Consider the following 25,592-nt stretch of genomic DNA (forward strand, 5'->3'; position numbering starts at 1 on the left):
GGTCAGCCGCTCGACGTGCTCGGCGGAACCATCTCGTCGGTGGTGACGAGGACGGCGGTGCTGTAGTCGTCGGACAGGAAGACCAGGCCGGGCATCTCCAGTGGGTAGGTGGTGTCGGTCGCGCGGGTGACGCCGTCGGTCGGCATGGCGAACTCGAGCGCGGCGTTCTCGGGTGGGACGGTCACGGTCTGGCCCGCGGGCACGGTGACCGAAGTCCAGGTCGTTCCCAGCGTGGTCGTTCCGTCGATCGTCGCGCAGGCGGCCGGCATCGCGGTACGAGTGTCGTCCTCGGCGTGCCATTCCGTCGGCCGCGCGACCAGGGCGGCGGCCTTCTGCCCGCTCGCGTTGACGACGACGTACGGACCGGCCTGCATGTCTCGGGTGCCGTCGGCGTTGTCGACGGAGCTGCGGTCACACGCCCACGAGAACGTCTGGTCGGTGCCGGTGGTGTTGGTCAGGGTAGCGAGCTCGAGGTGGAGGATGAGCAGCTCATCGCTGTGCCAGGTGAGCTGGGTGGCGGCGGTGTCGAGGGTGGCGGTGACGGACGTGGTGTCGGTCTGATGGCCGGCTGGTCCCCAGGCGGCGACGTGCGCGAGATCGGCCACTCGGGCGTCGACGGTGGGCGTGGGTGAGTGCTGGGCGTCGTCGGTGAGCGTGGCGGCCCTGTCCGCGATCGTGGCCCAGGTGACTCCGGGAACGAGCTGAAGCTGGACGACCACGGCCGCGACGGCGACCACGAGGGCCAGTGCGACGGCGGACCGGCGGCCCGTGCGCCTGGCGTGAGGCGGCTGGGCTCGCGGCTTCGTCGGTGGCGTCGAGCTGGCCGGGGGGCCCGCCGTCGGGGGTGCGGCCGGTGGGGTGGTTGTCGTGCGTGGCGTCTGAGCCTGCGGTGTGCCGGCCTGCTGCGCGGCCGGTCGGACTGCCGCCGCGCCGGCGGGACGGTCGTGCACGGTGTGCCGTGCGCCCTGGCCGGCCTTGGCGGGGACCTTGTGGACGGGTGTGGGCGCGGCGGGTTCGGCCACCGTCGCCGTCGGCGTCGTGGGGGACCTCTCGGTCGGGCCGGCGGCCCTCTCCTCGACAGTCGGGCCCGGTCGGGGTGCGAGGACGGTCGGGGCGATGCTCTCGGCCGAGGGCGTCGAGGGTGCGACGGCTGCGGCCTCGGGCTCGCGCGCGGAGGTCGTGAGCCACTCCTGGAGGCCGTCGATCGCGTCGGACAGCTTCATGCGTGCGGACGGCTCGGGATCGCACAGCCCTTCGGCGACGCGTCGCACGGCGTGGGGCAGGCCGTCGAGGTGGATGCTCCAGCGCTGTGCTTGTTCGGGGTCGGCGTACGGGGACAGGCTGCCGGTCGCGGTGTACACCAGGAGCCGGCCGAGGAACCACGCGTCGGTGTACTTGCCGGTCAGCGGGCTGGGCCCCAGGTACTCGGGGGGCGTGAGGTAGGCGCGTCCCTTGTGGACGATGTAGGTGCTGGTGGCTTCTGCGCCGGGCTGAACGTCCTTGGCGACGCCCCAGTCGGCGACGTGCAGGCGCCGGTTGTTGATGACGTAGGTGTTCCCTTCGTCCAGGTCTCGGTGGAGGGTGCCGTCGACGTGCGCCAGGGCGATGACCTCCATGACGGGCAGCAGCAGGCGGACGGCGTCCTGGACGGGCAGCGCGCCGCCGTTGCGGGTGACATGGTCACGTAGCGTCGTGCCCCACTGGAGCAGGTCGACCCACAGGGGCAGTGCCCGTCCGAGCTCGAGGTTCAGCTCGGGGGCGTGCAGGTCCCACAGGAACGTGGCACGCACGGGTATCAGGGCACGCCATCGCGGGTCGCCGTTGCGGGACCGCTCCGCCATGGCGTCGATCGTGATGCGGCGTTGCTGGGAGCGGTGGTCGTGGCTCACGGGTTCGAGCCGCAGCGCGTAGGCGCGGTGTGCCCAGTCGGACGGTTCCACGACGCGGACCTTGGCGACCGCTGCCTGCCCGCCGGGCTTGGCGACGACGTCGGTCACGCGCACGACCCATCGCTCCTCGACGAGTCGGGGCTTGCCGTCGACACGTTCGACGACCTGGTCGAACGTGAACTCCTTGCCGATCTGCCCACGCAGCCATCCGATGAGCCGGTACAGGATGCTCTGGGTCTCCTCGTTCACCATGTCGTGTCCTGGGCGGGTGGTGGTGGGACGTAGGCGTGGGCGGCGACGATCGTGGAGTCGTCAGCTCCGACGCGTCGGGTCGTCAGGGCGGTGGTGACCAGGTCGGTCAGGCTGGTGGTGGGCAGGGCGTCGGCGTTGATGCCGTCGGAGGCGACGGCGACGGTCGTGCTCGTCGCGGTCGGCCATGAGCCCAGCCATGGGTCGGTGGTGTATCCCGATCCGAGCCACGCCCGCAGTGGTCCTGGCGGGGCGGTCGGGGTGACCTGGCGTAGGGGTGCGCCGTTCGTGGCGACGAGGATGGGCGAGTCGCCGATGGCGGCCGCGATCACGTGGGTCGCCGTGATCGTCGCGATCGACAAGGTGGTGCCCCCTTCACGGCCGCCGGCGTACCAGGGTCGGACGGCCCGTCCGGCGAGCAGGACGGCGCCTAGGATGGCGCTCTCGGACAGGTCGGTCCCGGCGAGCGCTGCGGCTGCGACGGCGGCCGCTGCTTCTGCGGCGTATGCGCCTCCGGTGCCGCCGCTGATGCCGTCGGCGACGATGAGCCAGCACCCGGACGCGTTCTGGCCGGTGGCCCACCGGTCCTGCCACGGGGTGCCCCGGGTGTTCTCCAGGCCGCCGGCTGCGGTGGTGAAGGTCGCCGGGCGCTCGGCCGCAGGGGCCGGGTCGACTGGTGGTGCCGGCGAGGACGTCGGCACGACGGGTGCGGGCACGACAGGAACGGGGGCGGTGTCAGCCCAGGGCGTGGGTACCGGTGCGTGGCTGTCGGGCCGCGGGTCGAGGTCGTCAGCCACGGCGGTCTCCGGAGTGCTCGAGTCGGGCGGTCGGCGGCAGCGTGGGGCCGCCCGCGGGCGTGCGCTGGGTGACGAACGTGAGCACCGGGCCGCCGGACCCGAACCGGATCGCGTTGGACGGCAGGAGGGCCTGGGTGTCACCGGGGCGTACGAGCGCTCCGACGACCCAGGTGCCGTTCGTCGAGCCGGTGTCGGTGACGACCCACCCGTGTGCTGTGCGCGACACGTGGGCGTGCTCGCGGGACACGAGCGGGTCGTCGATGCGCACGGTGCACGTCGGCCCACGTCCGATGGTCGTGCCGGTCGCGCTCAGCTCGTGGTGGTTGCCGCGTGCGTCGACCAGCCACGCCGTCTCATCGATCGCGGGGGCCTCCTTGGTGGTGGCGGTCGCGGTTGCCCGCTCGGTCGGGCCCGGCGCGGGAGCGAAGGCCAGCGGGAAGGCGTGGGTGTCCTCCAGCGACGTGTGGGTGTGCGGGGCGCGCGCTTGGGCGGCCGGGATCCATCCGGTGTGGAGCGCGGGGTCGGGTTCGAGGTGGACACCGATGCCGGCGTCTGGCAGCTGCCAGCGCTCGCGGGCCGCTCGGGTGCGGAGGACGCCGGCGAGGTCGAGCTCGAGGGCGTACACGGGGACGGTGGCGACCAGGCGGTCGTAGTCCTCGACGGCGAGGCGGATGGTGATGTTGGACGGCACGTAGGTCTTGTTCGACGGCATGTGGACCGCGGTGGCCAGGACACGCCGCACGAGGGTGCGCCGCAGGCTGGCGGTCGTACGCGGCGGGCCGGGCAGGAGGCGGGCGAAGAGCTCGAAGACGACCTGCCGGAGCGACTCGGCCTGCCAGCGTGCCCGCAACCACCACAGGGTGGCGAGCACCGCGGCTGCGGGGATCGCGAGGATGAGGACGTCGCGCATCGGTTCCTCCTTGTGTCGGGCTGACACTCCAGAGGGTTCCGAACGGCCGGGGCCGGCGGAACGCCACAGGGAACGCGTTCCCCCGGGGGAAGGCGTTCCCTGTACGCGGGACACCCGGGTGCAGGTCAATGTACATATGGGGCATGGCCTACGTGCTGGTGTTTGTGGGTGGGAATCCCGAACGTCGGGAGCTGCTCGCGCGCACCGTCGTGCGGGTGGGACGCGCACCGGGGTGCGACGTCGTGGTGAACGAGCCGGGCATCTCCGGGCTCGCACTCAGGTTCATGCTCGACGACACCGGGCACGTGCTCGGCGAGTCCTTGCAGTCGGTCGGGTCGGTCGAGGTGTTCCGTGAGGATGGGACGCGCCTGGCTGCTCCCCGCCGCGGTGAGCGGTTCAACCTGGGCCCAGGTGTGCACGAGGTGCGGGTGCACAACGGTCATGTCCTGGTGGTGCGGGTGGTGAACCCGGACGTGTCAGCGGGCCGGCCAGGTCGGGCTCGAGGTGTGACGATCACTGCTGGTCGCTGGACCCGGAATCAAGTGCTGCAGCCGACCCCTGAAGGGGAGTGGCGCAAGGTTGCTGCGCTGTGCGCGCTGCGGACGGGGGCGTTGCCTGGCCCGGCGCAGAGCGCTTCGGGTGCCAGGGCCCGGGTTCTGGAGGACGTGCAGGCGCTGAAGCTGCCACCGCAGGGCGCCAATGCCAGCAAGTGGTTGCAGCGTCGCCTGGAGCGCGCGCGCAGTGAGCTGGGGTTGGTGAACCCGACGGACGAGTGGCACGTGCCCGTGATCGGCGACTGGGTGGTCAGGTCGCAGGTGATCGACGAGGCGACGTACGTCGAGCTGCAGAGAGCCCGCGATGCCGCCAGGGCGCAGGCGGCCAAGGAGGAGGGCGCCCAGGTCGAGGAGGAGGTCACGTGAGGCGGCCGTGGTGGACGGTGGCGCTGACGGGTGCGCTTGCGCTGGCTGGGTGTACCGGGCCGGCTGACGCGGACCCGACGCCGACGCGGGTGAACCTGCCGTTGGAGAACGGGGTGACGACAACCTCGGCGCCGCCCCCGCCCGCCGCGACGTCGCCTGCACCGGCTGACGGTGGTGCCGTGGGGGTGCAGGAGGTCGGGTTCCCGGTGGACCTGTCGGTGGTTGCCTGGTGCGCGTGCGGCGGGCCGGACGGTCAGCTGCAGGTGAAGGTCAAGCCGTCGCTGACCCACCGCAGCGGTGGTGATGCGTCGATCGGGGTCGGGAACTTCAGGCTCGTGGTCGCAGGCGCTGACGTCGCCGGCTGGTCGGGTCTCACGGCGGCCGGGCAGGCGCCGTTCGTGCTTCCCGATGACACGCTCGGTGAGGTGGCGTACATCCCGGCGAACAAGGACGGGTGGTCGCAGCGGCTGGGGGACGCCTGGACGTTCGCGACCCACTGGGACGCCTCGACGCTGCCGGCTGGTGGTCGGTACCTCGACGAGGGCGTCAAGCGTGGGGACCTGGTGTTCTACGTACCGACCGGGTCGGATGAGGTGGTGGTCCTGGCTGGTCTGGCGTTGATGAGCGAGGACGGGTCGACCGCGATCGGGTGGGCGCCGCGGGAGAGCTGGGGCGCCGAGGGTGACCCGAACGCATTCTGAGCCGACTCCCGGTCCGGGAGCGGCCCACGCAGCGACACCCCCGCCGCCACGAGGGCGACGGGGGTGTCGGTCACTGCGAGTCACCGGCCCCTGGGAGCAGCCAGGGGCCGGGACGATCACACGTCGAAGTAGAGCTCGAACTCGTGCGGGTGCGGCCGCAGACGGATCGGGTCCACCTCGGCGGAGCGCTTGTAGTCGATCCACGTCGAGATGAGGTCCGGCGTGAAGACGTTGCCGGCGGTCAGCCAGTCGTGGTCGGCCTCGAGGTTGTCGAGCACCTCGCCGAGCGAGCCCGGGACCTGCTGGATGAGGGCGTGCTCCTCGGGGGGCAGCTCGTAGAGGTCCTTGTCGACCGGCTCCGGCGGCTCGATGCGGTTCTGGATGCCGTCGAGGCCGGCCATGAGCATGGCCGCGAACGCGAGGTACGGGTTCGACGACGGGTCCGGCACGCGGAACTCGATGCGCTTGGCCTTCGGGTTCGAACCGGTGACCGGGATGCGGATGCACGCGGAGCGGTTGCGGGCCGAGTAGACCAGGTTGACCGGCGCCTCGAAGCCCGGAACCAGGCGGTGGTAGGAGTTCACCGTCGGGTTCGTGAAGGCGAGCAGCGCGGGCGCGTGCTTGAGCAGGCCGCCGATGTACCAGCGGGCGGTGTCGGACAGGCCGCCGTAGCCCTTCTCGTCGAAGAACAGCGGCTGGCCGTCCTTCCAGAGCGACTGGTGCACGTGCATGCCCGACCCGTTGTCGCCGAAGAGGGGCTTCGGCATGAAGGTCGCGGTCTTGCCGGCCTCGTGCGCGACGTTCTTCACGACGTACTTGAACAGCTGCACCTTGTCGGCCGACTTGGCGAGCGTGTCGAAGCGGTAGTTGATCTCGGCCTGGCCGGCGGTGCCGACCTCGTGGTGGGCACGCTCGACCTGCAGGCCGAGGGCGTCGAGCTGGAGCGAGATCTTGTCGCGCAGGTCGGCGAAGTGGTCGACCGGCGGGACGGGGAAGTAGCCGCCCTTGTAGGGCGTCTTGTGGCCGAGGTTGCCGCCCTCCTCCTTGCGGCCCGTGTTCCAGGCGCCCTCGATCGAGTCGATGTAGTAGAACGACGCGTCCTGGCGGGTCTGGAACCGCACGTCGTCGAAGACGTAGAACTCGGCCTCGGGGGCGAAGAAGGCGGTGTCGGCGATGCCGGTCGACCGGAGGTACGCCTCGGCCTTCGCGGCGACCTGGCGCGGGTCGCGGCTGTAGGGCTCGTCGGTGTACGGGTCGACGATGTGGAAGTTGATGTTCAGCGTCTTCTCGACCCGGAAGGGGTCGATGTAGGCGGTCGTGACGTCGGGGATGAGCTTCATGTCCGACTCGTGGATCGCCTGGAAGCCGCGGATCGAGGACCCGTCGAACATCTGGCCGTCCGTGAAGAAGGCGCTGTCGACCGACGCGGCGGGCACGTTGAAGTGCTGCATGACGCCGGGCAGGTCGCAGAACCGGACGTCGATGAACTTGACGTCCTCGCTCTTGATGAACGCCAGTACTTCCTCTGGCTTGCTGAACATCCGCTGCTCCTCGGTTGTGTGTCCACCCTGGGGTCGGGCTCCGCCGAGGTTATGGCGGGGGAGTTTCTCTGGGGTGTAGCGGTTGTTTCCACCGTGTTACGTCGACGTCCCGGGTGTAACGATCAGTCGAACTCCTGGGCGGACGTCCGGGACGAGCGACGGCCGAGGGGACGCGGTCCGGCCGCCTACCCTTGTCGCGTGACCTCACGCGACGACATGGGTTCCTGGCTCGAGGGTGGCTCCCCGGCGGGGACGTCCGCCCGCGGCGCGCGGCTCGGCCTGCCGCCCGAGGGCTCGGGCGCGCTCGCTCCGCTCGGCCGGCGCGTCCTCGCGCTCGCCGTCGACTGGACGGTGTGCTTGCTCATCGCGGCCACGTTCTTCCCGGTCGAGCGCTCGGGCTTCTACCTGACCCGGGGTGCGCCGACGGCGACGCTCGCGATCTTCCTGCTGGAGAACGTCCTGCTGGTCGGGACCGTCGGCTTCACGCTCGGGCACCGGCTGCTGGGGCTGCGGGTGCGGCGTGCCGCGGTGCCGCCTGCGGGTGCGGCGCCGCTGACCGACACCGGCCGCCCGCCCGGCCTTCTGTCGGGGCTCGTTCGCGGGCTGCTCCTGTGCCTGGTGGTCCCGGCCGTGGTGTGGGACTCGGACGGCCGCGGGCTGCACGACCGTGCCGCGGGCACGGCGATCGTCCGCCGCTGACGCCCAGCGCGGGTCGCGATCGCCTAGGCGGGCGGCCGTCGTGCCGCGTCGTCAGGCGGGCGCCTGCCAGGTGAGGCTGTACCGCCAGTACAGGTGCCGGCGCCAGCGCACGCCCGGCAGCACGTCGCGCGCCGCGTCCCGGACCTCGCCGTAGCCCTCCCGCGGGTCGGTCACGGGTGCGCCGTGGTCCCAGACGCCGCGCGCGCGGTCGACGACCGCTGCGACGGGCACGGCCGCGGCGCTCAGCGCCAGGTCGGCGGGGGTGCGGACGCCCGCGAGCCCGACGACGACGAGCCGTCCGCCGGGAGCCGTGCGCGCCGCGAGGCGTCGCAACCCGTCGCGCAGGGGCAGGTGGTGCAGCGTCGCGTAGCACGTGACGAGGTCGAACCGCTCGCCGTCGAGCACCTCGAGCGCGTCGCCGACGACGTACGTGACGCCGTCGTCGCCCGCCGACGCCGCGCGCGCGAGGTCGACCTGGGCCGCGTCGAGGTCGACGCCCGTGACGCGGGGCACGCCCGCGGCGCGCAGCCGGCGCACGAGCAGACCTTCGCCGCAGCCCACGTCCAGCGCGCTGCGCGCGTGCGGGGCGTGCCGCAGCGCGAGCGGGTGGTAGTGCGTGTTGTGGTTCCAGCGGTCGTCGCGCACGGACGGACCGTAGCGGATCAGCGCCCGCGCATGCCCTTGCGGTCGGGGCGCGCGCGCATCGGGTCGACACCCTTCGGCACCGGCAGGCGGACGGCACCGAGCGCGGTGAGCCGCTTGCCCACCTCGGCGACCTCCTGCTTGGTCAGCGAGGGCCGCAGGCGCTGGATGTGGCGCGGCAGCTTGCGCAGCGGGACCTGGCCCTCGTCGTCGCCGACCTGGACCAGCGTGATCGGGGCGCCGGAGATGACGCGTGCCGTGCGCTTGCGCTCCGCCTCGAGCAGGCGTGCCAGTCGCGGTGCGGGACCGCCCTCGGCGATGAGGACGACGCCGGGGCGACCGAGCCCGCGGAACACCATGTCCTTGGTGCGCGGGTCGACGTTGACGGGCTCCTCGGTGAACGTCCAGCCGCGGCGGATCGTGCCGAGCGCGGCACGCGACGCCCCGGGCTGGCCGGCGATCCGGGTGTAGGCCGCGGTCTCCGCGCGCCGGGCCAGCACGAACATCGCACCGAGCAGCGCGAACGGGATGCTCAGGAGCAGCACGTAGACGATCGAGTCGAGCAGCAGGCCGATGACCAGGCCGACCGCGACGATCCCGACGAACACCGCGAGCAGCAGCCACGTCACCGCCGGGTCGCTCTGGCGGGTCATCTGGTACGCCTGCCACAGCTGGTGGTACCAGCGGGTCTTGCGGACCTTCCCGGCGGCCGGGGGAGTGGCGTTCGTGTCGCGGGCCATGGTGTCGGAGTCTACCGATCGCGGCGTGCGGACCGGACACCGGACGGGTGCCCGGGCGACGTCACCGCGCGAGCAGGCTCGCGGCCTCCTGACGGGCGGTCGTCGGCTCGCCGAGGTGCGCGAGCGCCGCGGGGATCTCGATGCCGCGGTGACGCATGGCCTGGCCCCACAGGCGGCCCGCGCGGTACGACGAGCGCACGAGCGGACCCGACATGACGCCGAGGAACCCGAGCTCCTGCGCGTGCTCCGAGAGCTCGACGAACTCCTCGGGCCGGACCCACCGGTCGACCGGGTGGTGCCGCAGCGACGGGCGCAGGTACTGCGTGATCGTCACGATGTCGCAGCCCGCGTCGACCAGGTCCTTGAGCGCCGTCTTGACCTCGTCGGTCGTCTCGCCCATGCCGAGGATCAGGTTCGACTTGGTGACGAGACCGGCCTCGCGCGCGCGGGTCAGGACCGACAGCGAGCGGTCGTACCGGAACGCCGGGCGGATCTGCTTGAAGATGCGCGGCACGGTCTCGACGTTGTGCGCGAGCACCTCGGGCCGGGACTCGTTGACCTCGTCGAGCAGCGCGGGCACCGCGTTGAAGTCGGGGATGAGCAGCTCGACGCCCGTCCCGGGGTTGACGGCGTGGATCTGGCGGACCGTCTCCGCGTAGAGCCACGCGCCGCCGTCGGGCAGGTCGTCGCGTGCGACACCGGTGACCGTCGCGTACTTGAGACCCATGGCCTGCACCGACGCGGCCACGCGGCGAGGCTCGTCGGCGTCGAAGTCCGCGGGCTTGCCCGTGTCGATCTGGCAGAAGTCGCACCGCCGGGTGCACTGGTCGCCGCCGATGAGGAACGTCGCCTCGCGGTCCTCCCAGCACTCGAAGATGTTGGGGCAGCCCGCCTCCTCGCAGACCGTGTGCAGCCCCTCGCGCTTCACGAGGCCCTTGAGCTCGCTGTACTCGGGGCCCATCGTCGCGCGGGTCCGGATCCACTCCGGCTTCTTCTCGATCGGCGTCGCGGCGTTGCGCGCCTCGACGCGGAGCATGCGGCGGCCCTCGGGAGCGATCGTCACAGCGGTCAGACTAACCCCGCTCGCGCGCGGCGCGTGGTGGGGGAGTCGCACGTCACAACCGGTCGGGACCTCGGTCCCGTGCGGCGGCGGTCGCGGCGGCGCGACGCTGAGGGCGTCGGCGACGCACGCCCGGGTGACCGGGACCGGTGGGGACCCCCGCGCGGTCGCCGGCGCGACGAGGGAGGGACGATGAAGATCCTCATGACGGTCGCGTCGCGGCACGGTGCGACGCGCGAGATCGGCGCGGTGGTGGCCGAGGTGCTGCGCGAGGCGGGGCACGAGGTCGACGAGGTGGCGCCCGACGAGGTCGAGCACGTCACCGCCTACGACGCCGCGGTGCTGGGGTCGGCGGTCTACGTCGGCCGGCTCGCCGCCTCCCTCCGGGACCTCGTCGAACGGCAGGGCGCGCACCTGCGCTCGATGCCCGTGTGGCTGTTCTGGTCGGGCCCGGTGGGCGACCCGCCGCTGCCGCCGACGCCGCCGGACGACGTCGACGTGGTGGCACGCCACACCGGTGCGCGCGAGCCGCGCTGCTTCGTCGGGCGGATCGAGCGCGCGGAGCTCAACCTCAACGAGCGGGCGCTCGTCGCGCTGACCCGCGCCGAGACCGGGGACTTCCGGGACTTCGACGACGTGCGGTCGTGGGCGGCCGAGGTCGTCGCGGAGCTCGCGGCGGTGCGCGCGGGCTGAGCCGCCGCGCCGGTCGACCGGGGGAAGCGGTCGGCCGGCCGGGGGCGGCGTCGGCGGGGTGCTCGGCGCGCTACCCGGCGGCGGGCGCGTGCGCGTCGAGCGTGGCCGCGAGCAGGGGCGTGAGCGTCGCGACGAGGTGCCCGCGCACGAGCGGGGTGATCTCGTCGATCGTGACGCGCCGGCCCGTCTCGGCGGACAGCGACGTCACGTCGGCGTCGTCGATGCCGCACGGCACGATCCGGTCGAACGCGTGCAGGTCCGGCTCGCAGTTGAGCGCGAAGCCGTGCATGGTGACGCCGCGCGCGACGCGCACGCCGATCGCGGCGACCTTGCGCTCGCGGCGCGCGGGCCGGGCGTCGTCGCCGGGGTCGGCCGCGAACCACACGCCGCTGCGGCCCTCGACGCGCACCGCGTGCAGGCCGAGGTCGGCGCACGTGCGGATGAGGGCCTCCTCGAGCGCGCGGACGTAGCGCACGACGTCGATCGGCTGTGCGAGGCGGACGATCGGGTAGCCGACGAGCTGGCCGGGTCCGTGCCAGGTGATGCGTCCGCCGCGGTCGACGTCCACGACGGGGGTGCCGTCGGTCGGGCGGTCCCAGCGCGCGGTGCGCCGGCCCGCGGTGTAGACGTCCTCGTGCTCGCAGAGCAGCACGGTGTCCTCGCGCTCCCCGGCCGAGACGGCGGCGTGCACCTCGCGCTGCAGCGCCCACGTGGGCTCGTAGGGGAGCAGGCGGGTGCCGAGGTCGAGCGCGTCGAACCGCATGCCGGTCAGGCTAACCCCGGCGTGCCTCACCGGCCGCCGGCGTCCCGCCGCCGGGGGCGTCGTCGGGCCGGGCGACGAGCACGAGCAGCGCACGCAGCTGCTCGACCTGCGCCGGTGTCAGGCCGCGCGTCACGACCTCCTCGGCGCGGCGCCGGTCCGCCGCGGCGTCGAGCGCCGCGAGGCCCTCGGGTGTCGCGGTGATGACGTGGCGACGACGGTCGTCCTGGTGCGGGGAGCGTCGGACGTACCCCGTGCGCTCCATGCGGGCGAGGACGCGGCTCATGGTCTGCTCGGTCACGCCGCAGGCGGCCGCGAGCTCGCGCTGCGACCGGGGGGAGCGGGCGAGGTGGACGAGGACCGGGAGGCTCGCGTGGTTGAGGTCCCAGCCGCCGAGGTGGGCGTTCCACTCGCGCTCGACGCGCCGCGCGGCGGCGGACAGCAGTCGGCCGACGGGCCAGTGGGCGGGGTCGCTCGACGCGGGGTCGAACGTCTCGCCGGCACCCGGGTCGGGGTCGTCCAGGCCGTCGCGCACCCTTGCTGGTCCCTCCGTTTGCCGTCCGGCGCTTCGCCACCCATGATACTCAGCATGCTGAGCAATCGTCGGGCGACCGTGGTCCGTGCCCTCCTCGTCGCCGTCGCGCTCGTCGTCTGGCTCGCCGTCGGAGCTGTCGGGGGCATGGCCCAGGGCAAGCTCGGACAGGTCCAGGAGAACGACGCGGCTGCGTTCCTGCCGTCGTCCGCCGAGTCCACGCGGGCCGCCGAGGCGAGCCGCGCGTTCGTGGACACGCCGACCCTACCCGCGCTGGTCGTGATGGAGCCCGACGGCGGCGGCGACGTCACCCCGGAGCAGCTGCAGGCGGCATCCGCCTGGGCGACGGGCGTCCCCGACCGCGACGTCCCCGAGGGCGACGGCGCGACGTGGGCCGACTACCTCGTCGGCGACCCCGTCGTCGTCCCGTCCGAGGACGGACTCGCGCTGCTCGCGATCTTCTCGGTCGACGCCGACGCCTCGGACGAGCAGATCGGCGAGGACTCCGTCACCGAGGTGCTCGTGACCGACCTGCGCGCCTCGCTCGAGCAGGACCTCGGCGCGACCGCGACCGAGGCCGGCGACGTCGGGCTGCTCGCGTGGGTCACCGGGCCCGCCGGTTTCGTCGCCGACCTCGTCACGGCGTTCGGCGGCATCGACGGCGTGCTCCTGCTCGTCGCGCTCGGCGCCGTGCTCGTCATCCTGGTGATCGTCTACCGCTCGCCGTTCCTGCCGTTCGTCGTCATCCTCACGGCCGTGTTCGCGCTGTCCCTCGCGGGCCTCGTCGTCTACCAGCTCGCGGCGAACGACGTGCTGATCCTCAACGGGCAGTCGCAGGGCATCCTCTCGATCCTCGTCGTCGGCGCGAGCGTCGACTACGCGCTGCTCCTCGTCGCCCGCTACCGCGAGGAGCTGCGGCACGCCGAGCACCCGGCGACCGCGATGCGCCGCGCGCTGCGCGCGTGCCTCGAGCCGATCGGCGCGTCCGCCGGGACCGTCGCCGCGGGCGTCCTGTGCCTCCTGCTGTCCGACCTCGGGTCCAACCGCTCGCTCGGTCCGGTCGCCGCCATCGGCATCGCGTCGTCGTTCCTCGCCGCCACCACGCTCCTGCCCGCGTTCCTCCTCGTCCTCGGCCGCTGGTCGCGGGCCCTGTTCTGGCCGCGCGTGCCCCGCCCGACCGCACCCGTCGCGGTCGCGCACGGCCACCACGCGGCACCGACCGACGACCCGGCCGACGCGCCCGGCGCCTGGGGCCGCCTCGCGCGCTGGGTCGCGCGACGCGCCCGCCCCGTGTGGGTCGTGACCGCGCTCGTGCTCGCCCTCGGTGCCGCGTTCCTGCCGACGTTCCGCGCCGGTGGCACCGACCAGGCCGACGTGTTCCTCACCGAGGTCGACGCCGTCGCCGGGCAGGAGGTGCTCGTCGAGCACTTCCCGGCCGGCGCGGTCCAGCCCGTCACCGTCATCACCGCGCAGGACACCGCCGACGACGTGGCCGCCGCGATCGAGGACGTCGACGGCGTCGAGAGCGTCGCGCCGTACACCGGCGTGGCCGCAGGAGCACCGGCCGGGACCGGCGACCCCGTGGTCGTCGACGGTGACGTCCGGCTCGACGTGGTGACGACCGCGTCGTCGGACTCCCAGGAGGCCGTCGCGGTCGCCGCCGACGTGCGGACCGCCGCGCACGCCGTCGACCCCGACGCGCTGGTCGGCGGCGCCGCGGCCGAGACGCTCGACGCCCAGGACGCCGCCCGGCACGACCTGCGGGTCATCGTGCCCGTCGTGCTCCTCGTGATCGGGCTGATCCTCACGCTCCTGCTGCGGTCCGTCGTCGCGGCCGGTCTGCTGCTCGGTGCCAACGTCCTGTCGTTCGCCGCGACGCTCGGGGTCTCCGCGATCCTGTTCAACCACGTGCTGGACCTGCCGCCCGCCGACCCGGCCGTGCCGCTCTACGGGTTCGTGTTCCTCGTCGCCCTCGGCGTCGACTACTCGATCTTCCTCATGACCCGCGTGCGGGAGGAGTCGGCGCGCGTGGGCACGCGGCCGGGCGTGGTGCGCGGGCTCGCCGTCACCGGCGGTGTCATCACGTCGGCCGGCGTCGTGCTCGCCGTGACGTTCGCGGCCCTCGGCGTCATCCCGCTGCTGTTCCTCGCGCAGCTCGCGGTGATCGTCGCGCTCGGCGTGCTGCTCGACACGACCGTCGTGCGGTCCCTGCTCGTGCCCGCGCTCGTGCACGACCTCGGCGACCGCACGTGGTGGCCGTCGAGGCTGTCGCGCCCGCACGCCGGCGGGACGCACGGCGCCGGCGGCCCGGAGCCCGTCGCCGCGGTCGGGGCCTCCGGGGCCGCGGAGCCGCCGCGACCGTAGAGTGGCGCGCATGGAGTCGCTGCGCGTGGGTCTGGTCGGCTACGGGGGAGCGGGGCGGGGTATCCACGCGCGGCTGCTGCGCGAGGCGCACCAGCGGGTGACGCACGTCGTCACGCGCCACCGCGCCGCCCAGGTGCGGGAGGACTGGCCCCGGGCGGTCGTCGTCCCCGACGTCCCGGCGTTGCTCGAGCACGTCGGCGAGCTCGACCTCGTCGTCGTCGCGAGCCCCACCGGCGACCACGTCGAGCACGTGCTCGCCGCGCTCGGCACGGGCGTGCACGTGCTCGTCGACAAGCCGCTCGCGACGACCACCGCCGAGGCCGAGCGTCTCGTCGACGCGTCGCTGCACGCGGGCGGGCGGCTGACCGTCTTCCAGAACCGACGCTGGGACTCCGAGCAGCTCGCGCTGCGATCCCTGCTCGAGGCGGGGACCCTCGGACGCGTGCACCGCTTCGAGCGGCGCTGGGAGAGGTTCCGGCCCGTGCCGCAGGACCGGTGGAAGGAGAACGACCGCGACGCCGGCGGGCTGCTGCTCGACCTCGGCGCGCACCTCGTGGACTCCGCCGTCCAGCTGTTCGGCCCGGTGCGCTCCGTCTACGCCGAGCTCGCCGCCCGGTCGACGCCCGCGATCGACGACGTCTTCCTCGCGCTCGTGCACGACGAGCACGGCGGCGGGCCGGGCGTCGTCAGCCACCTGCAGGCCGGGTCGGTCGTCGGTGCCCCCGGCCCGCGGACGCGCGTGCTCGGTGACGCGGCCGCGTACCTCGTGACGTCGTTCGAGGGTGAGCCGACGCCGTTCGCGGTGCTCGACGACGCCTACGAGGAGGGTCGCCGCCCCGGCGAGCCCGAGCACGAGGGGTGGCTGGTGCGGGGGTCCGAACGCTCGCCCGTCCCGATGCCGCCGGGCGGTCACGTCGACCTCTACCGCGAGGCCGTGCGCTGGGTCGTCGACGGCGGACCGCCGCCCGTCGACCCGGCGGACGCCGTGCGCACCGCACGCGTGCTCGACGCCGCGCGCACCTCCGCGGCCGAGGGCGTCGTCGTCCGGCTCTGACGTCGACGCGACCCGCGGGGCGCGCTGCCGTGTCCCGTGCCGACGCGGTCGCGCCCGTCGCCTGTGGACGGGGCGCGCCGGCGCCGGTCCGTGCACGGTTCGATGCCGCGCATGGAGACGTTCCTCGTGCCCGCCGACGTCCGCGCGCTGCTCGACGGCGGTGCGTTCCGGGTCGCCGGTGCGGCCGGGCCCGACGGCACCGGGTGGCTGGCGTCGGCGACCGACGGCTCCGGCCGCCGGATCGAGGTGCACGTCGTGGCGACCGTGCTCGACGACGTCACGGCAGCGCGTGCCGAACGGCTCCGACGGCTCCGCCACGAGCACCTCCCCGTCGTGCACGACGTCGTCGAGATCGGCCCGGGCCGCACCGCCCTGGTCGTCGAGCACGTCCCCGGGCCGACGCTGGCCGAGCTGCGGTCGCAGCGCGCGCCGCTGTCCGACGGCGAGGCGGCGACGGTCGCGATCCCCGTCGCGACCGCGCTCGGCGCGCTGCACGACGCCGGTCTCGCGCACGGCGGCGTGAGCCCGGCGACCGTCGTCGTGCGGCCCGACGGGCGGCCGGCGCTCGTGGACGTGCGCGGCGCGCTCACCGGCACCGGCACACCCGACGGCGACGTGCGCAGGCTCGTGGCCTCCGTGCTCGCGCAGGTCCCCGACGCGGACGTGCACCTCCTCGCCGGCCCGCACGACGGCTCGCTGCGCGACACGCTCGAGGCGCTCGTCACCGCGGGCGACGTGACCGCCGGACAGCTCGTCGACCGGTGCTTCGCCGTCGTCGTCCCCGAACCCGTGCGCCTCCCCGACGCGGGTGCCCGCGCCGCCCTCGACCTCGCGCGCACCGGCGCCTCGGCCGCCGCCGACCTGCGGCGCCCGCGCCGTCCGGCCCGCCGGGTGCCGCGCGCCGTGACCGTGGCGGGTGCCGCCGCCGGGACGCTCGTCGCGGTCGTGCTCGTCCTCGGGCTCGCCGGGCTGCTCCCGCCGACCGGCGGGGACGGGCCGGCCGCGGCGTCACCCGCCGGGGGCGCGACCTCGTCGTCGCTCCCGACGACCGGGACCGCCGCCGGGGCGGGTGAGGCGTCGCTCACGAGCGACGTCGCGGCAGCCGCCGCGGACCTGACCCGGCTGCGCGCGGAGCTCGTCGCCTCCGGCGACGCGACGAGGCTGCGGGAGGTCGAGGTCGTCGACGGGCCCGCACACCGCGCGGACCTGGCCCTGGTCGACGCGCTCGCGGGTGCGCGGATCGAGGGCCTGGGAGTCGTGGTGCAGGACGTCACCGTGGTCGGGTCCACGGGCACGCCCGGCCCGTCCGCGCCCGACCCGTCCGCGCCCGACCCCTCCGCGCCCGGTGCGGAGGTCGCGGTGCGCGTGACCTCGGCGATGTCCGGCTACACGCGGGTCGAGGCGGCAGGCACCACCACGGCGGTGCCCGCAGCCGACCCGCGGACGGTCGTCCTCACGCTGCGCCGGACCGACGACGGCTGGCGCGTGTGGGACGTCGCGGACGCGTGAGCGTCAGCCCGCCGCCACCCACGCCGCGGCGGTCGCGAGGTCCGCGTGCACGGGCCGGAACCCGCTCGCCGCGAGCGCGGCCGGTGTGGCGCGGATCGACCCGAGCACCTCGGACGAGAAGTCCTGCAGCGCCAGCCGCAGTGCCCACGCGGGCACCGGGACGACCGCGGGGCGGTGCACGGCGGCCGCGAGGGCCTTGACGACGTCGACGTTGCGGTCGGCCGCCGCGACGAGGTTCACCGGCCCGCGCACGTCGGTGGTCAGCAGGTGGGCGATCGACCGCACCTCGTCGACGAGCGTGATCCACGGCCAGAACTGCGTCCCGGACCCGAGCCGCCCCCCGACACCGAGCCGGACGAGCGGCAGGAGCCGGCCCAGCGCGCCTCCGTGGGGCGCGAGCACGATCCCGGTGCGGAGCAGCGCGACGCGCACTCCCGCCTCCTGCGCCGGTGCGGTCGCGGCCTCCCACTGCCGCACGACGCCGGCGAAGAACGTCGTGCCGAGCGGCTCGTGCTCGTCGAGCACCTCGTCGCCGCGGTCACCGTAGGCGCCGATGCCCGACGCCTGGAGCAGGACCCGCGGGCCGTCGTCGTGCGCGGCGAGCGTGCGGGCGAGGATGCCTGCGGTGTCGACGCGCGACTGCACGACCGCCCTCTTGCGTGCGGGTGTCAGCGGTCGCGAGCCCGCGTTGACGCCGGCGAGGTCGACGACCGCGTCCGCACCCTCGAGGTCGTGCGGGTCCAGCCGGCCGGCGGCCGGGTCCCAGGGGATCTCGTCCGGCCCGCTCGCGTCGCGGCGGACCAGCACGCGCACGCGGTGCCCGTCGGCCCGCAGCGCGGGCACGAGTGCGCTGCCGATGAACCCGCTGGCACCTGCGACGACCACGTCCATGCCGGTCACCCTAGGCGCAGGGGCGGCACCCGGCCGGGCGAGCGACGCGCGCGCCCGGGGACGACGACGGCCCGGGTCCGCGGGGACCCGGGCCGTCGTCACGTGACGAGCGTCAGAGACCGACCTCGGCCTCGAACGCGCCCTCCTCGATGCGGGCCTTGACCGCGGAGAGGTACCGCGACGCGTCCGCGCCGTCGACCAGGCGGTGGTCGTACGACAGGCACAGGTAGCACATCGACCGGATCGCGATGACCTCCTCGCCGTCCGCGTCCTTGACGACGACCGGCCGCTTGACGATCGCGCCGGTGCCGAGGATCGCCGAGGTGCCGGTCGGCACGATCGGGGTGTCGATGAGCGCACCGCCCGAGCCCGTGTTGGTCACGGTGAAGGTCGCACCCGACAGCTCGTCGGGCGTGACCTTGTTGGCGCGCGTGCGGGCCGCGAGGTCGGCGATCTTGCGCGCGATGCCGGCGAGGTTGAGGTCGCCCGCGTCGCGGATCACCGGCGTGAGCAGGCCACGCTCGGTGTCGACGGCGATCGCCACGTTCTCCTGCCCGTGGTACGTGATCTGGTTGCCCTCGAGCACCCCGTTGATCTTCGGGAACGCCTTGAGCGACTCGACCGCGGCCTGCACGAAGAACGGCAGGAACGTGAGGTTGACGCCCTCGCGCGCCTTGAAGTCGTCCTTGGCGCGCGCACGCAGGCGGGCGACCTTGGTGACGTCGACCTCGACGACCGTGGTGAGCTGCGCCTGCGTGTGCAGGGCCTCCACCATGCGCTCGGCGATGATCTGGCGCAGGCGGCTGGCCTTCTCCGTGGTGCCGCGCAGCGGCGACACCGACGGGACGGTCGGCGCCTTGGGGGCGGCAGCCGCTGCCGGAGCGGCGGCAGCAGGGGCGGCCTGCGCCGCCTTCGCCGCCTCCGCCTTGGCGGCCGCCTCGAGGACGTCCTCCTTGCGGATGCGGCCACCGACGCCCGTGCCGGTCAGGGTCGCGACGTCGACGCCCTTCTCGGCCGCGAGCTTGCGGACGAGCGGGGTCAGGTAGGACCCGCCGGCGCTCGCCGCGGCGGACGCCGTCGGCTGCTGGGCGGCGGCCTGCTCGGCGGCGGGAGCCGCACCGGTCGTCTGCGTCGACTCGGCCTCGGGCGCGGGCGCCTCGTAGCCACCGCCCTGCGGGGCTGCGGGGGCGGGCGCCTGCTCCTGCGGAGCGGGGGCCGACGCCGGGACCGGAGCGGGCTGCGCCTGCTCGGCAGGGGCGGCCTCGGGTGCGGGAGCAGCGGCGGGAGCCGGGGCCGCGGCGGCGCCGCTGCCCACGATCGCCAGGACGGCGCCGACCTCGACGGTCTCGTCCTCCTGGACGCGGATCTCCTGGACCGTGCCCGCGACGGGCGACGGGATCTCGGTGTCGACCTTGTCGGTCGAGATCTCGAGCAGCGGCTCGTCGACCTCGACGCTGTCGCCGACCTGCTTGAGCCAGCGCGTGACGGTGCCCTCGGTGACGGACTCGCCGAGCGCGGGGAGCGTGACCTCCTGGCCACCGCCACCGCCCTGGCCGCCCGAGGACTGCTCCTGCGCGGCGGGCGCCTGCTGCGCGGGGGCCTCGGCGGGCTCCTCGTGCTCCTCGACGGACTCCTGCACGGGCTGCGCCTCGGCGGCGGGCTGCTCGGCGGGCGCCTGCTGCGCGGGCGTCTCCTGGGCCGGGGCCTCCTCGGCGGGCGCGGACGCACCGCCGCCCTCGCCGGTGCCGATGACGGCCAGCGTCGCGCCGACCTCGACGGTCTCGTCCTCCTGGACGAGGATCTGCTCGAGCACGCCGGCGAACGGCGACGGGATCTCGGTGTCGACCTTGTCGGTCGAGATCTCGAGCAGGGGCTCGTCGACCTCCACGCGGTCGCCCACGTTCTTCAGCCAGCGGGTGACGGTGCCCTCGGTGACGGACTCACCGAGAGCGGGAAGCTGCACGTTGTCGGACATGACCGCTCGTGTCTCCTTCGATCGTGGGGGTCAGTTGTGGGCGTGCAGCGGCTTGCCGGCGAGCGCCAGGTGGGCCTCGCCGAGCGCCTCGTTCTGCGTCGGGTGGGCGTGGATGAGCGAGGCGACGTCCTCGGGGTACGCCTCCCAGTTCACGATGAGCTGGCCCTCGCCGATGAGCTCCCCGACGCGGTCGCCGATCATGTGCACGCCGACGACGGGCCCGTCCTTGCGGCGCACGAGCTTGATGAAGCCCTGGGTGTCGAGGATCTTGCTCTTGCCGTTGCCCGCGAGGTTGTACTCGAGGATCTCGACGGCGTCCTCGCCGTGGACCTCCTTGGCGGCGGCCTCGGTGAGACCGACCGAGGCGACCTCGGGGTGCGAGTAGGTGACGCGGGGGATGCCCGACTCGACGATCGGCTGCGGGTTGAGCCCGGCGATCTGCTCCGCGACGAAGATGCCCTGCGCGAAGCCGCGGTGCGCGAGCTGCAGGCCGGGGACGATGTCGCCGACGGCCCAGATGTTGCCGACGCCGGTGTGCAGCTTCTCGTCGGTGATGACGAAGCCGCGGTCGAGCGTGATGCCCTGCTCCTCGTAGCCGACGCCCGACGTGCGCGGGCCGCGGCCGACGGCGACGAGCAGGAGGTCCGCGTCGAAGGACTTGCCGTCCTCGAGCGTGACGTGCACGCCGTTGTCGTTCTGCGTGACGCCCTGGAAGCGGACGCCGAGGTTGAACGCGATGCCGCGCTTGCGGAACGCGCGCTCGAACGCCTTGGAGAGCGCGACGTCCTCGTTGGGGACCAGGTGGGGGAGCGCCTCGATGATCGTGACGTCCGCGCCGAACGACTTCCAGACGCTCGCGAACTCGGAGCCGATGACACCGCCGCCGAGGATGATCGCGGACTTCGGCACGAAGTCGAGCGTGAGGGCCTGGTCGGACGTGATGACCCGGCCGCCGATCTCGAGGCCCGGAAGCGAGCGCGCGTAGGAGCCGGTCGCGAGGATGACGTGCTCGCCCGTGTAGGTCGTGTCGCCGACCTGGACGGCGTTCTGGCCGACGAGCTTGCCGTGGCCCTCGATCACGGTGATCTTGCGGGACTTGATGAGCCCCTGCAGGCCCTTGTAGAGGCCGCCGATCACGGTGTCCTTGTACTGGTTCACGCCGCCCATGTCGATGCGGTCGAGCGTGCTGTGCACGCCGAAGTGCGCACCCTCGCGCGCGTTGTCCGCGAGCTCGGCGGCGTGCAGCAGGGCCTTGGTGGGGATGCAGCCGTTGTGCAGGCAGGTGCCACCCACCTTGTCGGCCTCGATGAGGGCGACGTTCTTGCCCAGCTGGGCGGCGCGCAGAGCCGCGGCGTAGCCGCCGCTCCCCGCTCCCAGGACGACGATGTCGAAAGCGGTGCCGTTCGTGTCGGCCACGTGCAGACTCCTATGCGCAGGCGTGTGGGTCTCGAAGCTCGCCGACCATCTTGTCATCCCGTCAAGGTCCGAACGACCTCGGCGAGCAGCCGTGGCGTGTGATGCTCGGAACAGTCGTCCCATGACTGCCCCGGTGCGTCGCTCGGCGGAGTCCCAGCGAACGTCCAGGGTGCGTCGTTACGCTCGCGGGATGGGCTGGTTCTCGCGACGCCGCCACCGCACCCCCGACGCGGTGCCGTCGGACCGCGCCGCGCGCGAGGCGACGCTCGCGCACCTGCGGGAGTTCGTGACGACACGGGTCGGCGTCGAGGCGTACGTCGAGCCGCCGACCAACGTGACGCAGACGACGATGATGCTGGTCGCGACGGACGGCGAGTGGACCCGTCGTCGCGTCCCCGACCCGAAGGTCGGCTGGGACCTCGCGCGCGAGCTCGGCATCCCCGTGTACGACGTGCAGCGCACCGGCTACCCGCAGCGCGTCCGCGACTGGAACGCGCGCCAGCGCATCGAGCGCGAGCGGCGTCGCCGCGTCCTGTAGCGAGGCGCGGCGACGCGTGACCGGTCGGGTCAGGCGGTCGCGCGCCCCTCGACGAGCGCGAGGAGCGTCCGCACGCCGACGCCGGTGCCGCCGACGGGCGTGTAGCCGTGCGCGGCCTTCTCGTTGAACGCGGGGCCCGCGATGTCCAGGTGCGCCCACGGCGTCGAGCCGACGAACTCCTGCAGGAAGATGCCGGCGGTCAGCATGCCGCCGAACCGGTCGCCGATGTTCGCGAGGTCGGCGACCTTCGAGCGCAGCCCGGCCTTCAGGTCGGCCGGCAACGGCATGGGCCAGAACTGCTCGCCCGCGGTCCCGGCGGCCGCGACGACCTCGCCGCGCACGTCGTCCGTGCCCATGACGGCGGACACGCGGTGGCCGAGCGCGACCATCTGCGCGCCCGTGAGCGTCGCGATGTCGAGCACGACGTCGGGCTTCTCCTCGACCGCCGCGACGAGGCCGTCGGCCATGACGAGCCGCCCCTCGGCGTCGGTGTTGAGCACCTCGACGGTCTTGCCACCGCGGATCGTGATGACGTCCGACGGCCGCTGCGCGGTCCCCGACGGCATGTTCTCCGCGAGGCACAGCCAGCCCGTGACGGCGACGGGCAGGCCCAGGCGGGCCGCGGCGATCACGGTGTGCAGCACGGCGGCGGCACCCGCCATGTCGGACTTCATGGCCTCCATGCCGGCGGCCGGCTTGATCGAGATGCCGCCCGAGTCGAACGTGATGCCCTTGCCGACGAGCGCGACGGTCGCCTTGGGCCGCGACGGGGAGTACGCGACGCGCACCAGGCGCGGGCCGCGGACCGAGCCCTGACCGACACCCACGAGACCGCCGTACCCGCCGGACACGAGCGCCTTCTCGTCGAGCACGGACACCTTGAGACCCTTGGCGCCGGCCTCCTTGACGGCCGCCTTGGCGGCGTCGGCGAACGCCTCGGGGTACAGGTCGTTGGGCGCGGTGTTCACGAGGTCGCGCGTCCCGTGCACCGCTGCGGCGACGACCTCGGCCCGCGCGACGGCGTCCTTGGCGGCCTTCGAGCGGCCGAGCGACGTGACGACGTGCACGTCGGCGACCGCGGCCTTCGACGACGCGTCGGACGCGCGGTACCGGTGGAACGCGTACGCGCCGAGCAGCGCGCCCTCGGTGACGGCGGCGAGCCGCTCCTCGTCCTCGGCGGGCAGCGTGAGGGCGACGGAGGCCGTGCCCGCGAGCTCGCGCGTCGCCGCACCGGCCGCGCGCCGCAGCGCCTCCGGGGTGAGCGCGTCGGCGTCGCCCACGCCCACCAGCACGACCACGGGGGCCTTCGTGCCGATGCCGGGCACGCGCCGCACCTCGTCGGCCGCACCCGTCACGCCCAGCGCGACGGCGTCCCGGCTGAGCGCCGTCCGCAGGTCCTTCGGCAACCAGGCGGCGCCGAGCAGCGACGGCTCGCCGTCCTTGCGGGCGACGCCGACGACGACGGCGTCGACGGCGAGACGGGCGGGGTCAGCGGAGGTGAGGGTGACGGTCACGCGCTCGATCGTAGTTCGTCGGTCCGGGCGTCCCGCGCGACCGGCGCGCGGTCGCGGTCGGGGACGAGGCCGGTCGCCGGTACGGTGGGGCACCGTGATCGTGCCCCTCGCCCTGCTCGTCGTCGGGCTCTGCGTCGCCCTCGCCGGATGGGCCGGGTGGTTCGTCGCCCGCGACCGCGCCGTCGTCCTGCGCCAGCTCTGGGGCGCGACCGTCGTCGAGGGGCTCCTCGTCCTCCAGGCCGTCGTGGCCGGTGTGCTCGCCGTGACCGGAGCGCCCGACATCGACGCGGCCCTCTTCTGGGGCTACGTCGTGACGCAGGCGATCGTCCTGCCCCTCGCGGCCGCGTGGGCGTTCGCCGAGCGGACGCGGTGGAGCTCGGTCGTCCTGCTCGTCGCCGCGCTCACGGTCGCGTTCCTCGAGCTCCGCCTGCTGCAGATCTGGGGGTCCGTGTGACCGACCGCCCCGCCGACGCCGCCCGTCCGCGTGCGGCCGCCGGCCCCCGTCCGACCGGCGCCGGGCCCGGCCGCCTCGTCGTCGCCGTCTACGGGGTGCTCGCGCTCGCCGCGACGGCGCGCGGTGTCTACCAGGTCGCGACCAAGCTCGACGAGGCTCCCGTCGCGTACCTGCTGTCGCTCGCGGCGGGCGTCGTCTACGTCGTCGCGACGTTCGCGCTCGCGACCGGCCGGCGCACGCTCGCGTGGGTGACCGTGAGCGTCGAGCTCGCCGGCGTCCTGACGGTCGGCGTGCTGTCGCTCGTCGACGTCGGCGACTTCCCGGACGAGACCGTGTGGTCGGGCTTCGGCCAGGGCTACGGGTACGTGCCGCTCGTCCTGCCGCTGCTGGGCCTGTGGTGGCTGTGGCGGACCGGGCGTCCGGTGGACGGGCCCGGTGAGGCCGCCCGCCAGCCCCTAGGGTGATGTCGTGTACCGCCTCCTGTTCGACCTCGTGCTGCGCCGGCTCGACCCGGAGCGTGCGCACGAGCTCGCGTTCCGCCTGATCCGCGTCGTCGCCGCGGTCCCCGTGCTGCGTGACGTCGTGTGCGGCGTGTTCGCGCCGCCCGCGTCCGGCGCGGTCCGCGTGTGGGGCCGGAGCTTCCCGTCGGCGTTCGGCCTCGCGGCCGGGTTCGACAAGAACGCCGTCGGCGTCCCGGGCATGACGATGCTCGGCTTCGGCTTCGTCGAGGTCGGCACCGTGACGGCCCAGGGGCAGCCCGGCAACGAGCGTCCCCGGCTGTGGCGCGTGCTGGACCAGCGCGCGCTGCGGAACCGGATGGGCTTCAACAACGAGGGGTCCGCCGCCGTCGCCGCACGTCTGCGCCGTCTGCGCGCGACGCCCGCCGGCCGCCGGTACGTCGTCGGCGTCAACATCGGCAAGACCAAGCTGACGCCCGCCGAGCAGGCACCGGTCGACTACGCCACGAGCGCCGCCCGGCTCGCGCCCTACGCCGACTACCTCGTCGTCAACGTCTCCTCGCCGAACACGCCCGGCCTGCGCGACCTCCAGGCCGTCGAGTCGTTGCGGCCCATCCTCGAGGCGACGCGGGTCGCGGCCGACGAGGCCACCGCCCGGGCCGGCCGTCGTCCGGTCCCGCTGCTCGTCAAGATCGCCCCGGACCTGTCCGACGACGACGTGGACGCGGTCGCGGAGCTCGTCGCCGAGCTCGGGCTGGACGGCGTCGTCGCCGTGAACACGACGATCGGGCACGACCTCGGCCCCGGCGGCCTGTCCGGCCCGCCCGTGCTGGCCCGGGGTCTCGACGTCGTGGCCCGGCTGCGCGACCGTCTCGGCGACGAGGTCGTCATCATCGGCGTCGGCGGCATCACGTCGCCCGCGGACGCGCGCGAGTACCTCGCCGTCGGCGCGACCCTCGTCCAGGGCTACACGGGCCTCATCTACCAGGGGCCGGGCTGGGCGGCGCGGATCGGCCGGGCGCTCGCGGCGGACGCGGGTCGCCGCGGCTCCCGGACGGCGACGGCGGCGTGATGGTCGTGCGGCCTCAGTGGGAGTGGCGGTTCGACGGCGCGGACGGCGCACCGGTCGACCGTCCCGTCAGCCCCGTCTTCACGACCCAGTTCGACGCCGAGCAGTGGCTGGGCGAGACGTGGCGCGTGCTCGCGTCGCAGGGTGTGCACGCCGCGCGCCTGGTGCACGAGGGCGTGCAGGCGACGCCGACGTTGTCGATCCCGGCGGCCTGACC

General features: G+C 74.1%; 25 protein-coding genes. 12 read left to right on the top strand and 13 right to left on the bottom strand.

Annotated features, from left to right (window positions below; genetic code table 11):
* Positions 1–2: 2 nt before the first annotated feature.
* Genes OOT42_RS08565 through OOT42_RS08575 form a run of 3 tightly spaced genes read right to left on the bottom strand, consistent with a single transcriptional unit; the run spans position 3 to position 3,845 of the window.
* Complete coding sequence (locus OOT42_RS08565) at positions 3–2,141, bottom strand: protein kinase domain-containing protein (RefSeq protein WP_273654446.1); 2,139 nt, start codon at positions 2,139–2,141, stop codon at positions 3–5.
* A complete protein-coding gene (locus OOT42_RS08570) occupies positions 2,135–2,935 on the bottom strand; it encodes a protein phosphatase 2C domain-containing protein (protein WP_273654447.1) in 801 nt (266 codons plus the stop codon). Before OOT42_RS08570 ends, OOT42_RS08565 begins: the two co-directional genes overlap by 7 nt.
* Complete coding sequence (locus tag OOT42_RS08575; protein WP_273654448.1) at positions 2,928–3,845, bottom strand: FhaA domain-containing protein; 918 nt, start codon at positions 3,843–3,845, stop codon at positions 2,928–2,930. Before OOT42_RS08575 ends, OOT42_RS08570 begins: the two co-directional genes overlap by 8 nt.
* Positions 3,846–3,988: 143 nt before the next feature.
* Here OOT42_RS08575 and OOT42_RS08580 point away from each other — a divergent pair, with 143 nt between their 5' ends.
* A complete protein-coding gene (locus OOT42_RS08580; RefSeq protein WP_273654449.1) occupies positions 3,989–4,765 on the top strand; it encodes an FHA domain-containing protein in 777 nt (258 codons plus the stop codon).
* Positions 4,762–5,466 (top strand): hypothetical protein, encoded by a 705-nt coding sequence (locus tag OOT42_RS08585; RefSeq protein ID WP_273654450.1) that lies wholly within the window; start codon positions 4,762–4,764, stop codon positions 5,464–5,466. The genes OOT42_RS08580 and OOT42_RS08585 overlap by 4 nt, the downstream gene beginning before the upstream one ends.
* Positions 5,467–5,582: 116 nt before the next feature.
* On the opposite strand, the gene glnA is transcribed toward OOT42_RS08585, so the two are convergent.
* Complete coding sequence (glnA, locus tag OOT42_RS08590; protein WP_273654451.1) at positions 5,583–7,007, bottom strand: type I glutamate--ammonia ligase; 1,425 nt, start codon at positions 7,005–7,007, stop codon at positions 5,583–5,585.
* 198 nt (positions 7,008–7,205) lie between these two features.
* Between glnA and OOT42_RS08595 the strand changes: the two genes are divergently transcribed.
* Complete coding sequence (locus tag OOT42_RS08595; protein WP_273654452.1) at positions 7,206–7,706, top strand: RDD family protein; 501 nt, start codon at positions 7,206–7,208, stop codon at positions 7,704–7,706.
* 51 nt (positions 7,707–7,757) lie between these two features.
* On the opposite strand, the gene OOT42_RS08600 is transcribed toward OOT42_RS08595, so the two are convergent.
* From OOT42_RS08600 to lipA, 3 genes are all read right to left on the bottom strand, one after another.
* The gene (locus OOT42_RS08600) at positions 7,758–8,351 is read right to left on the bottom strand and encodes a class I SAM-dependent methyltransferase (RefSeq protein WP_273654453.1); all 594 of its coding nucleotides are present in this window, start codon (positions 8,349–8,351) and stop codon (positions 7,758–7,760) included.
* 17 nt (positions 8,352–8,368) lie between these two features.
* Positions 8,369–9,088 (bottom strand): DUF4191 domain-containing protein, encoded by a 720-nt coding sequence (locus OOT42_RS08605; RefSeq protein ID WP_273654454.1) that lies wholly within the window; start codon positions 9,086–9,088, stop codon positions 8,369–8,371.
* Between the two features lie 61 nt (positions 9,089–9,149).
* Positions 9,150–10,151 carry a lipoyl synthase gene (lipA, locus tag OOT42_RS08610; RefSeq protein WP_273654455.1) on the bottom strand — a complete coding sequence of 334 codons (1,002 nt, stop codon included), beginning with the start codon at positions 10,149–10,151 and terminating at the stop codon, positions 9,150–9,152.
* 189 nt (positions 10,152–10,340) lie between these two features.
* On the opposite strand from lipA, the gene OOT42_RS08615 reads away from it, so the two are divergent.
* The gene (locus tag OOT42_RS08615) at positions 10,341–10,841 is read left to right on the top strand and encodes a flavodoxin domain-containing protein (protein ID WP_273654456.1); all 501 of its coding nucleotides are present in this window, start codon (positions 10,341–10,343) and stop codon (positions 10,839–10,841) included.
* A 70-nt stretch (positions 10,842–10,911) separates the two neighbouring features.
* On the opposite strand, the gene lipB is transcribed toward OOT42_RS08615, so the two are convergent.
* Positions 10,912–11,604, bottom strand: coding sequence for a lipoyl(octanoyl) transferase LipB (gene lipB, locus OOT42_RS08620; protein WP_273654457.1), 693 nt, complete (start codon positions 11,602–11,604; stop codon positions 10,912–10,914).
* 10 nt (positions 11,605–11,614) lie between these two features.
* Positions 11,615–12,136 carry a MarR family winged helix-turn-helix transcriptional regulator gene (locus OOT42_RS08625; protein WP_273654458.1) on the bottom strand — a complete coding sequence of 174 codons (522 nt, stop codon included), beginning with the start codon at positions 12,134–12,136 and terminating at the stop codon, positions 11,615–11,617.
* A gap of 54 nt (positions 12,137–12,190) precedes the next feature.
* Here OOT42_RS08625 and OOT42_RS08630 point away from each other — a divergent pair, with 54 nt between their 5' ends.
* The 3 genes from OOT42_RS08630 (at position 12,191) to OOT42_RS08640 (ending at position 17,060) form a co-directional block, all read left to right on the top strand.
* Positions 12,191–14,497 (top strand): MMPL family transporter, encoded by a 2,307-nt coding sequence (locus OOT42_RS08630; RefSeq protein ID WP_273654459.1) that lies wholly within the window; start codon positions 12,191–12,193, stop codon positions 14,495–14,497.
* A 10-nt stretch (positions 14,498–14,507) separates the two neighbouring features.
* A complete protein-coding gene (locus OOT42_RS08635; protein ID WP_273654460.1) occupies positions 14,508–15,551 on the top strand; it encodes a Gfo/Idh/MocA family protein in 1,044 nt (347 codons plus the stop codon).
* Between the two features lie 111 nt (positions 15,552–15,662).
* Positions 15,663–17,060, top strand: a complete 1,398-nt coding sequence (locus OOT42_RS08640) for a hypothetical protein (protein WP_273654461.1) — start codon at positions 15,663–15,665, stop codon at positions 17,058–17,060.
* Between the two features lie 3 nt (positions 17,061–17,063).
* Here OOT42_RS08640 and OOT42_RS08645 read toward each other — a convergent pair whose 3' ends face one another.
* From OOT42_RS08645 to lpdA, 3 genes are all read right to left on the bottom strand, one after another.
* On the bottom strand, positions 17,064–17,951 hold the full coding sequence (locus tag OOT42_RS08645; protein WP_273654462.1) for a TIGR01777 family oxidoreductase: 888 nt from the start codon (positions 17,949–17,951) through the stop codon (positions 17,064–17,066).
* A gap of 112 nt (positions 17,952–18,063) precedes the next feature.
* The gene (gene sucB, locus OOT42_RS08650; RefSeq protein ID WP_273654463.1) at positions 18,064–19,926 is read right to left on the bottom strand and encodes a 2-oxoglutarate dehydrogenase, E2 component, dihydrolipoamide succinyltransferase; all 1,863 of its coding nucleotides are present in this window, start codon (positions 19,924–19,926) and stop codon (positions 18,064–18,066) included.
* Between the two features lie 30 nt (positions 19,927–19,956).
* Positions 19,957–21,342, bottom strand: coding sequence for a dihydrolipoyl dehydrogenase (gene lpdA / locus OOT42_RS08655; RefSeq protein ID WP_273654464.1), 1,386 nt, complete (start codon positions 21,340–21,342; stop codon positions 19,957–19,959).
* 190 nt (positions 21,343–21,532) lie between these two features.
* On the opposite strand from lpdA, the gene OOT42_RS08660 reads away from it, so the two are divergent.
* Entirely contained in the window at positions 21,533–21,880 is a 348-nt protein-coding gene (locus tag OOT42_RS08660; RefSeq protein ID WP_273654465.1) for an oxidoreductase, read from the top strand.
* A 29-nt stretch (positions 21,881–21,909) separates the two neighbouring features.
* Here OOT42_RS08660 and OOT42_RS08665 read toward each other — a convergent pair whose 3' ends face one another.
* Entirely contained in the window at positions 21,910–23,394 is a 1,485-nt protein-coding gene (locus OOT42_RS08665) for a leucyl aminopeptidase (protein ID WP_273654466.1), read from the bottom strand.
* A 94-nt stretch (positions 23,395–23,488) separates the two neighbouring features.
* Here OOT42_RS08665 and OOT42_RS08670 point away from each other — a divergent pair, with 94 nt between their 5' ends.
* Genes OOT42_RS08670 through OOT42_RS08685 form a run of 4 tightly spaced genes read left to right on the top strand, consistent with a single transcriptional unit; the run spans position 23,489 to position 25,590 of the window.
* Positions 23,489–23,848, top strand: a complete 360-nt coding sequence (locus tag OOT42_RS08670) for a hypothetical protein (RefSeq protein ID WP_273654467.1) — start codon at positions 23,489–23,491, stop codon at positions 23,846–23,848.
* Entirely contained in the window at positions 23,845–24,312 is a 468-nt protein-coding gene (locus tag OOT42_RS08675; protein ID WP_273654468.1) for a hypothetical protein, read from the top strand. The genes OOT42_RS08670 and OOT42_RS08675 overlap by 4 nt, the downstream gene beginning before the upstream one ends.
* Before the next feature lie 4 nt (positions 24,313–24,316).
* Positions 24,317–25,378, top strand: a complete 1,062-nt coding sequence (locus tag OOT42_RS08680) for a quinone-dependent dihydroorotate dehydrogenase (RefSeq protein ID WP_273654469.1) — start codon at positions 24,317–24,319, stop codon at positions 25,376–25,378.
* On the top strand, positions 25,378–25,590 hold the full coding sequence (locus OOT42_RS08685; protein WP_273654470.1) for a hypothetical protein: 213 nt from the start codon (positions 25,378–25,380) through the stop codon (positions 25,588–25,590). The genes OOT42_RS08680 and OOT42_RS08685 overlap by 1 nt, the downstream gene beginning before the upstream one ends.
* Positions 25,591–25,592: the final 2 nt, after the last annotated feature.

The organism is Cellulomonas fimi (assembly GCF_028583725.1).
In the GTDB taxonomy this organism is placed as follows: domain Bacteria; phylum Actinomycetota; class Actinomycetes; order Actinomycetales; family Cellulomonadaceae; genus Cellulomonas; species Cellulomonas fimi_B.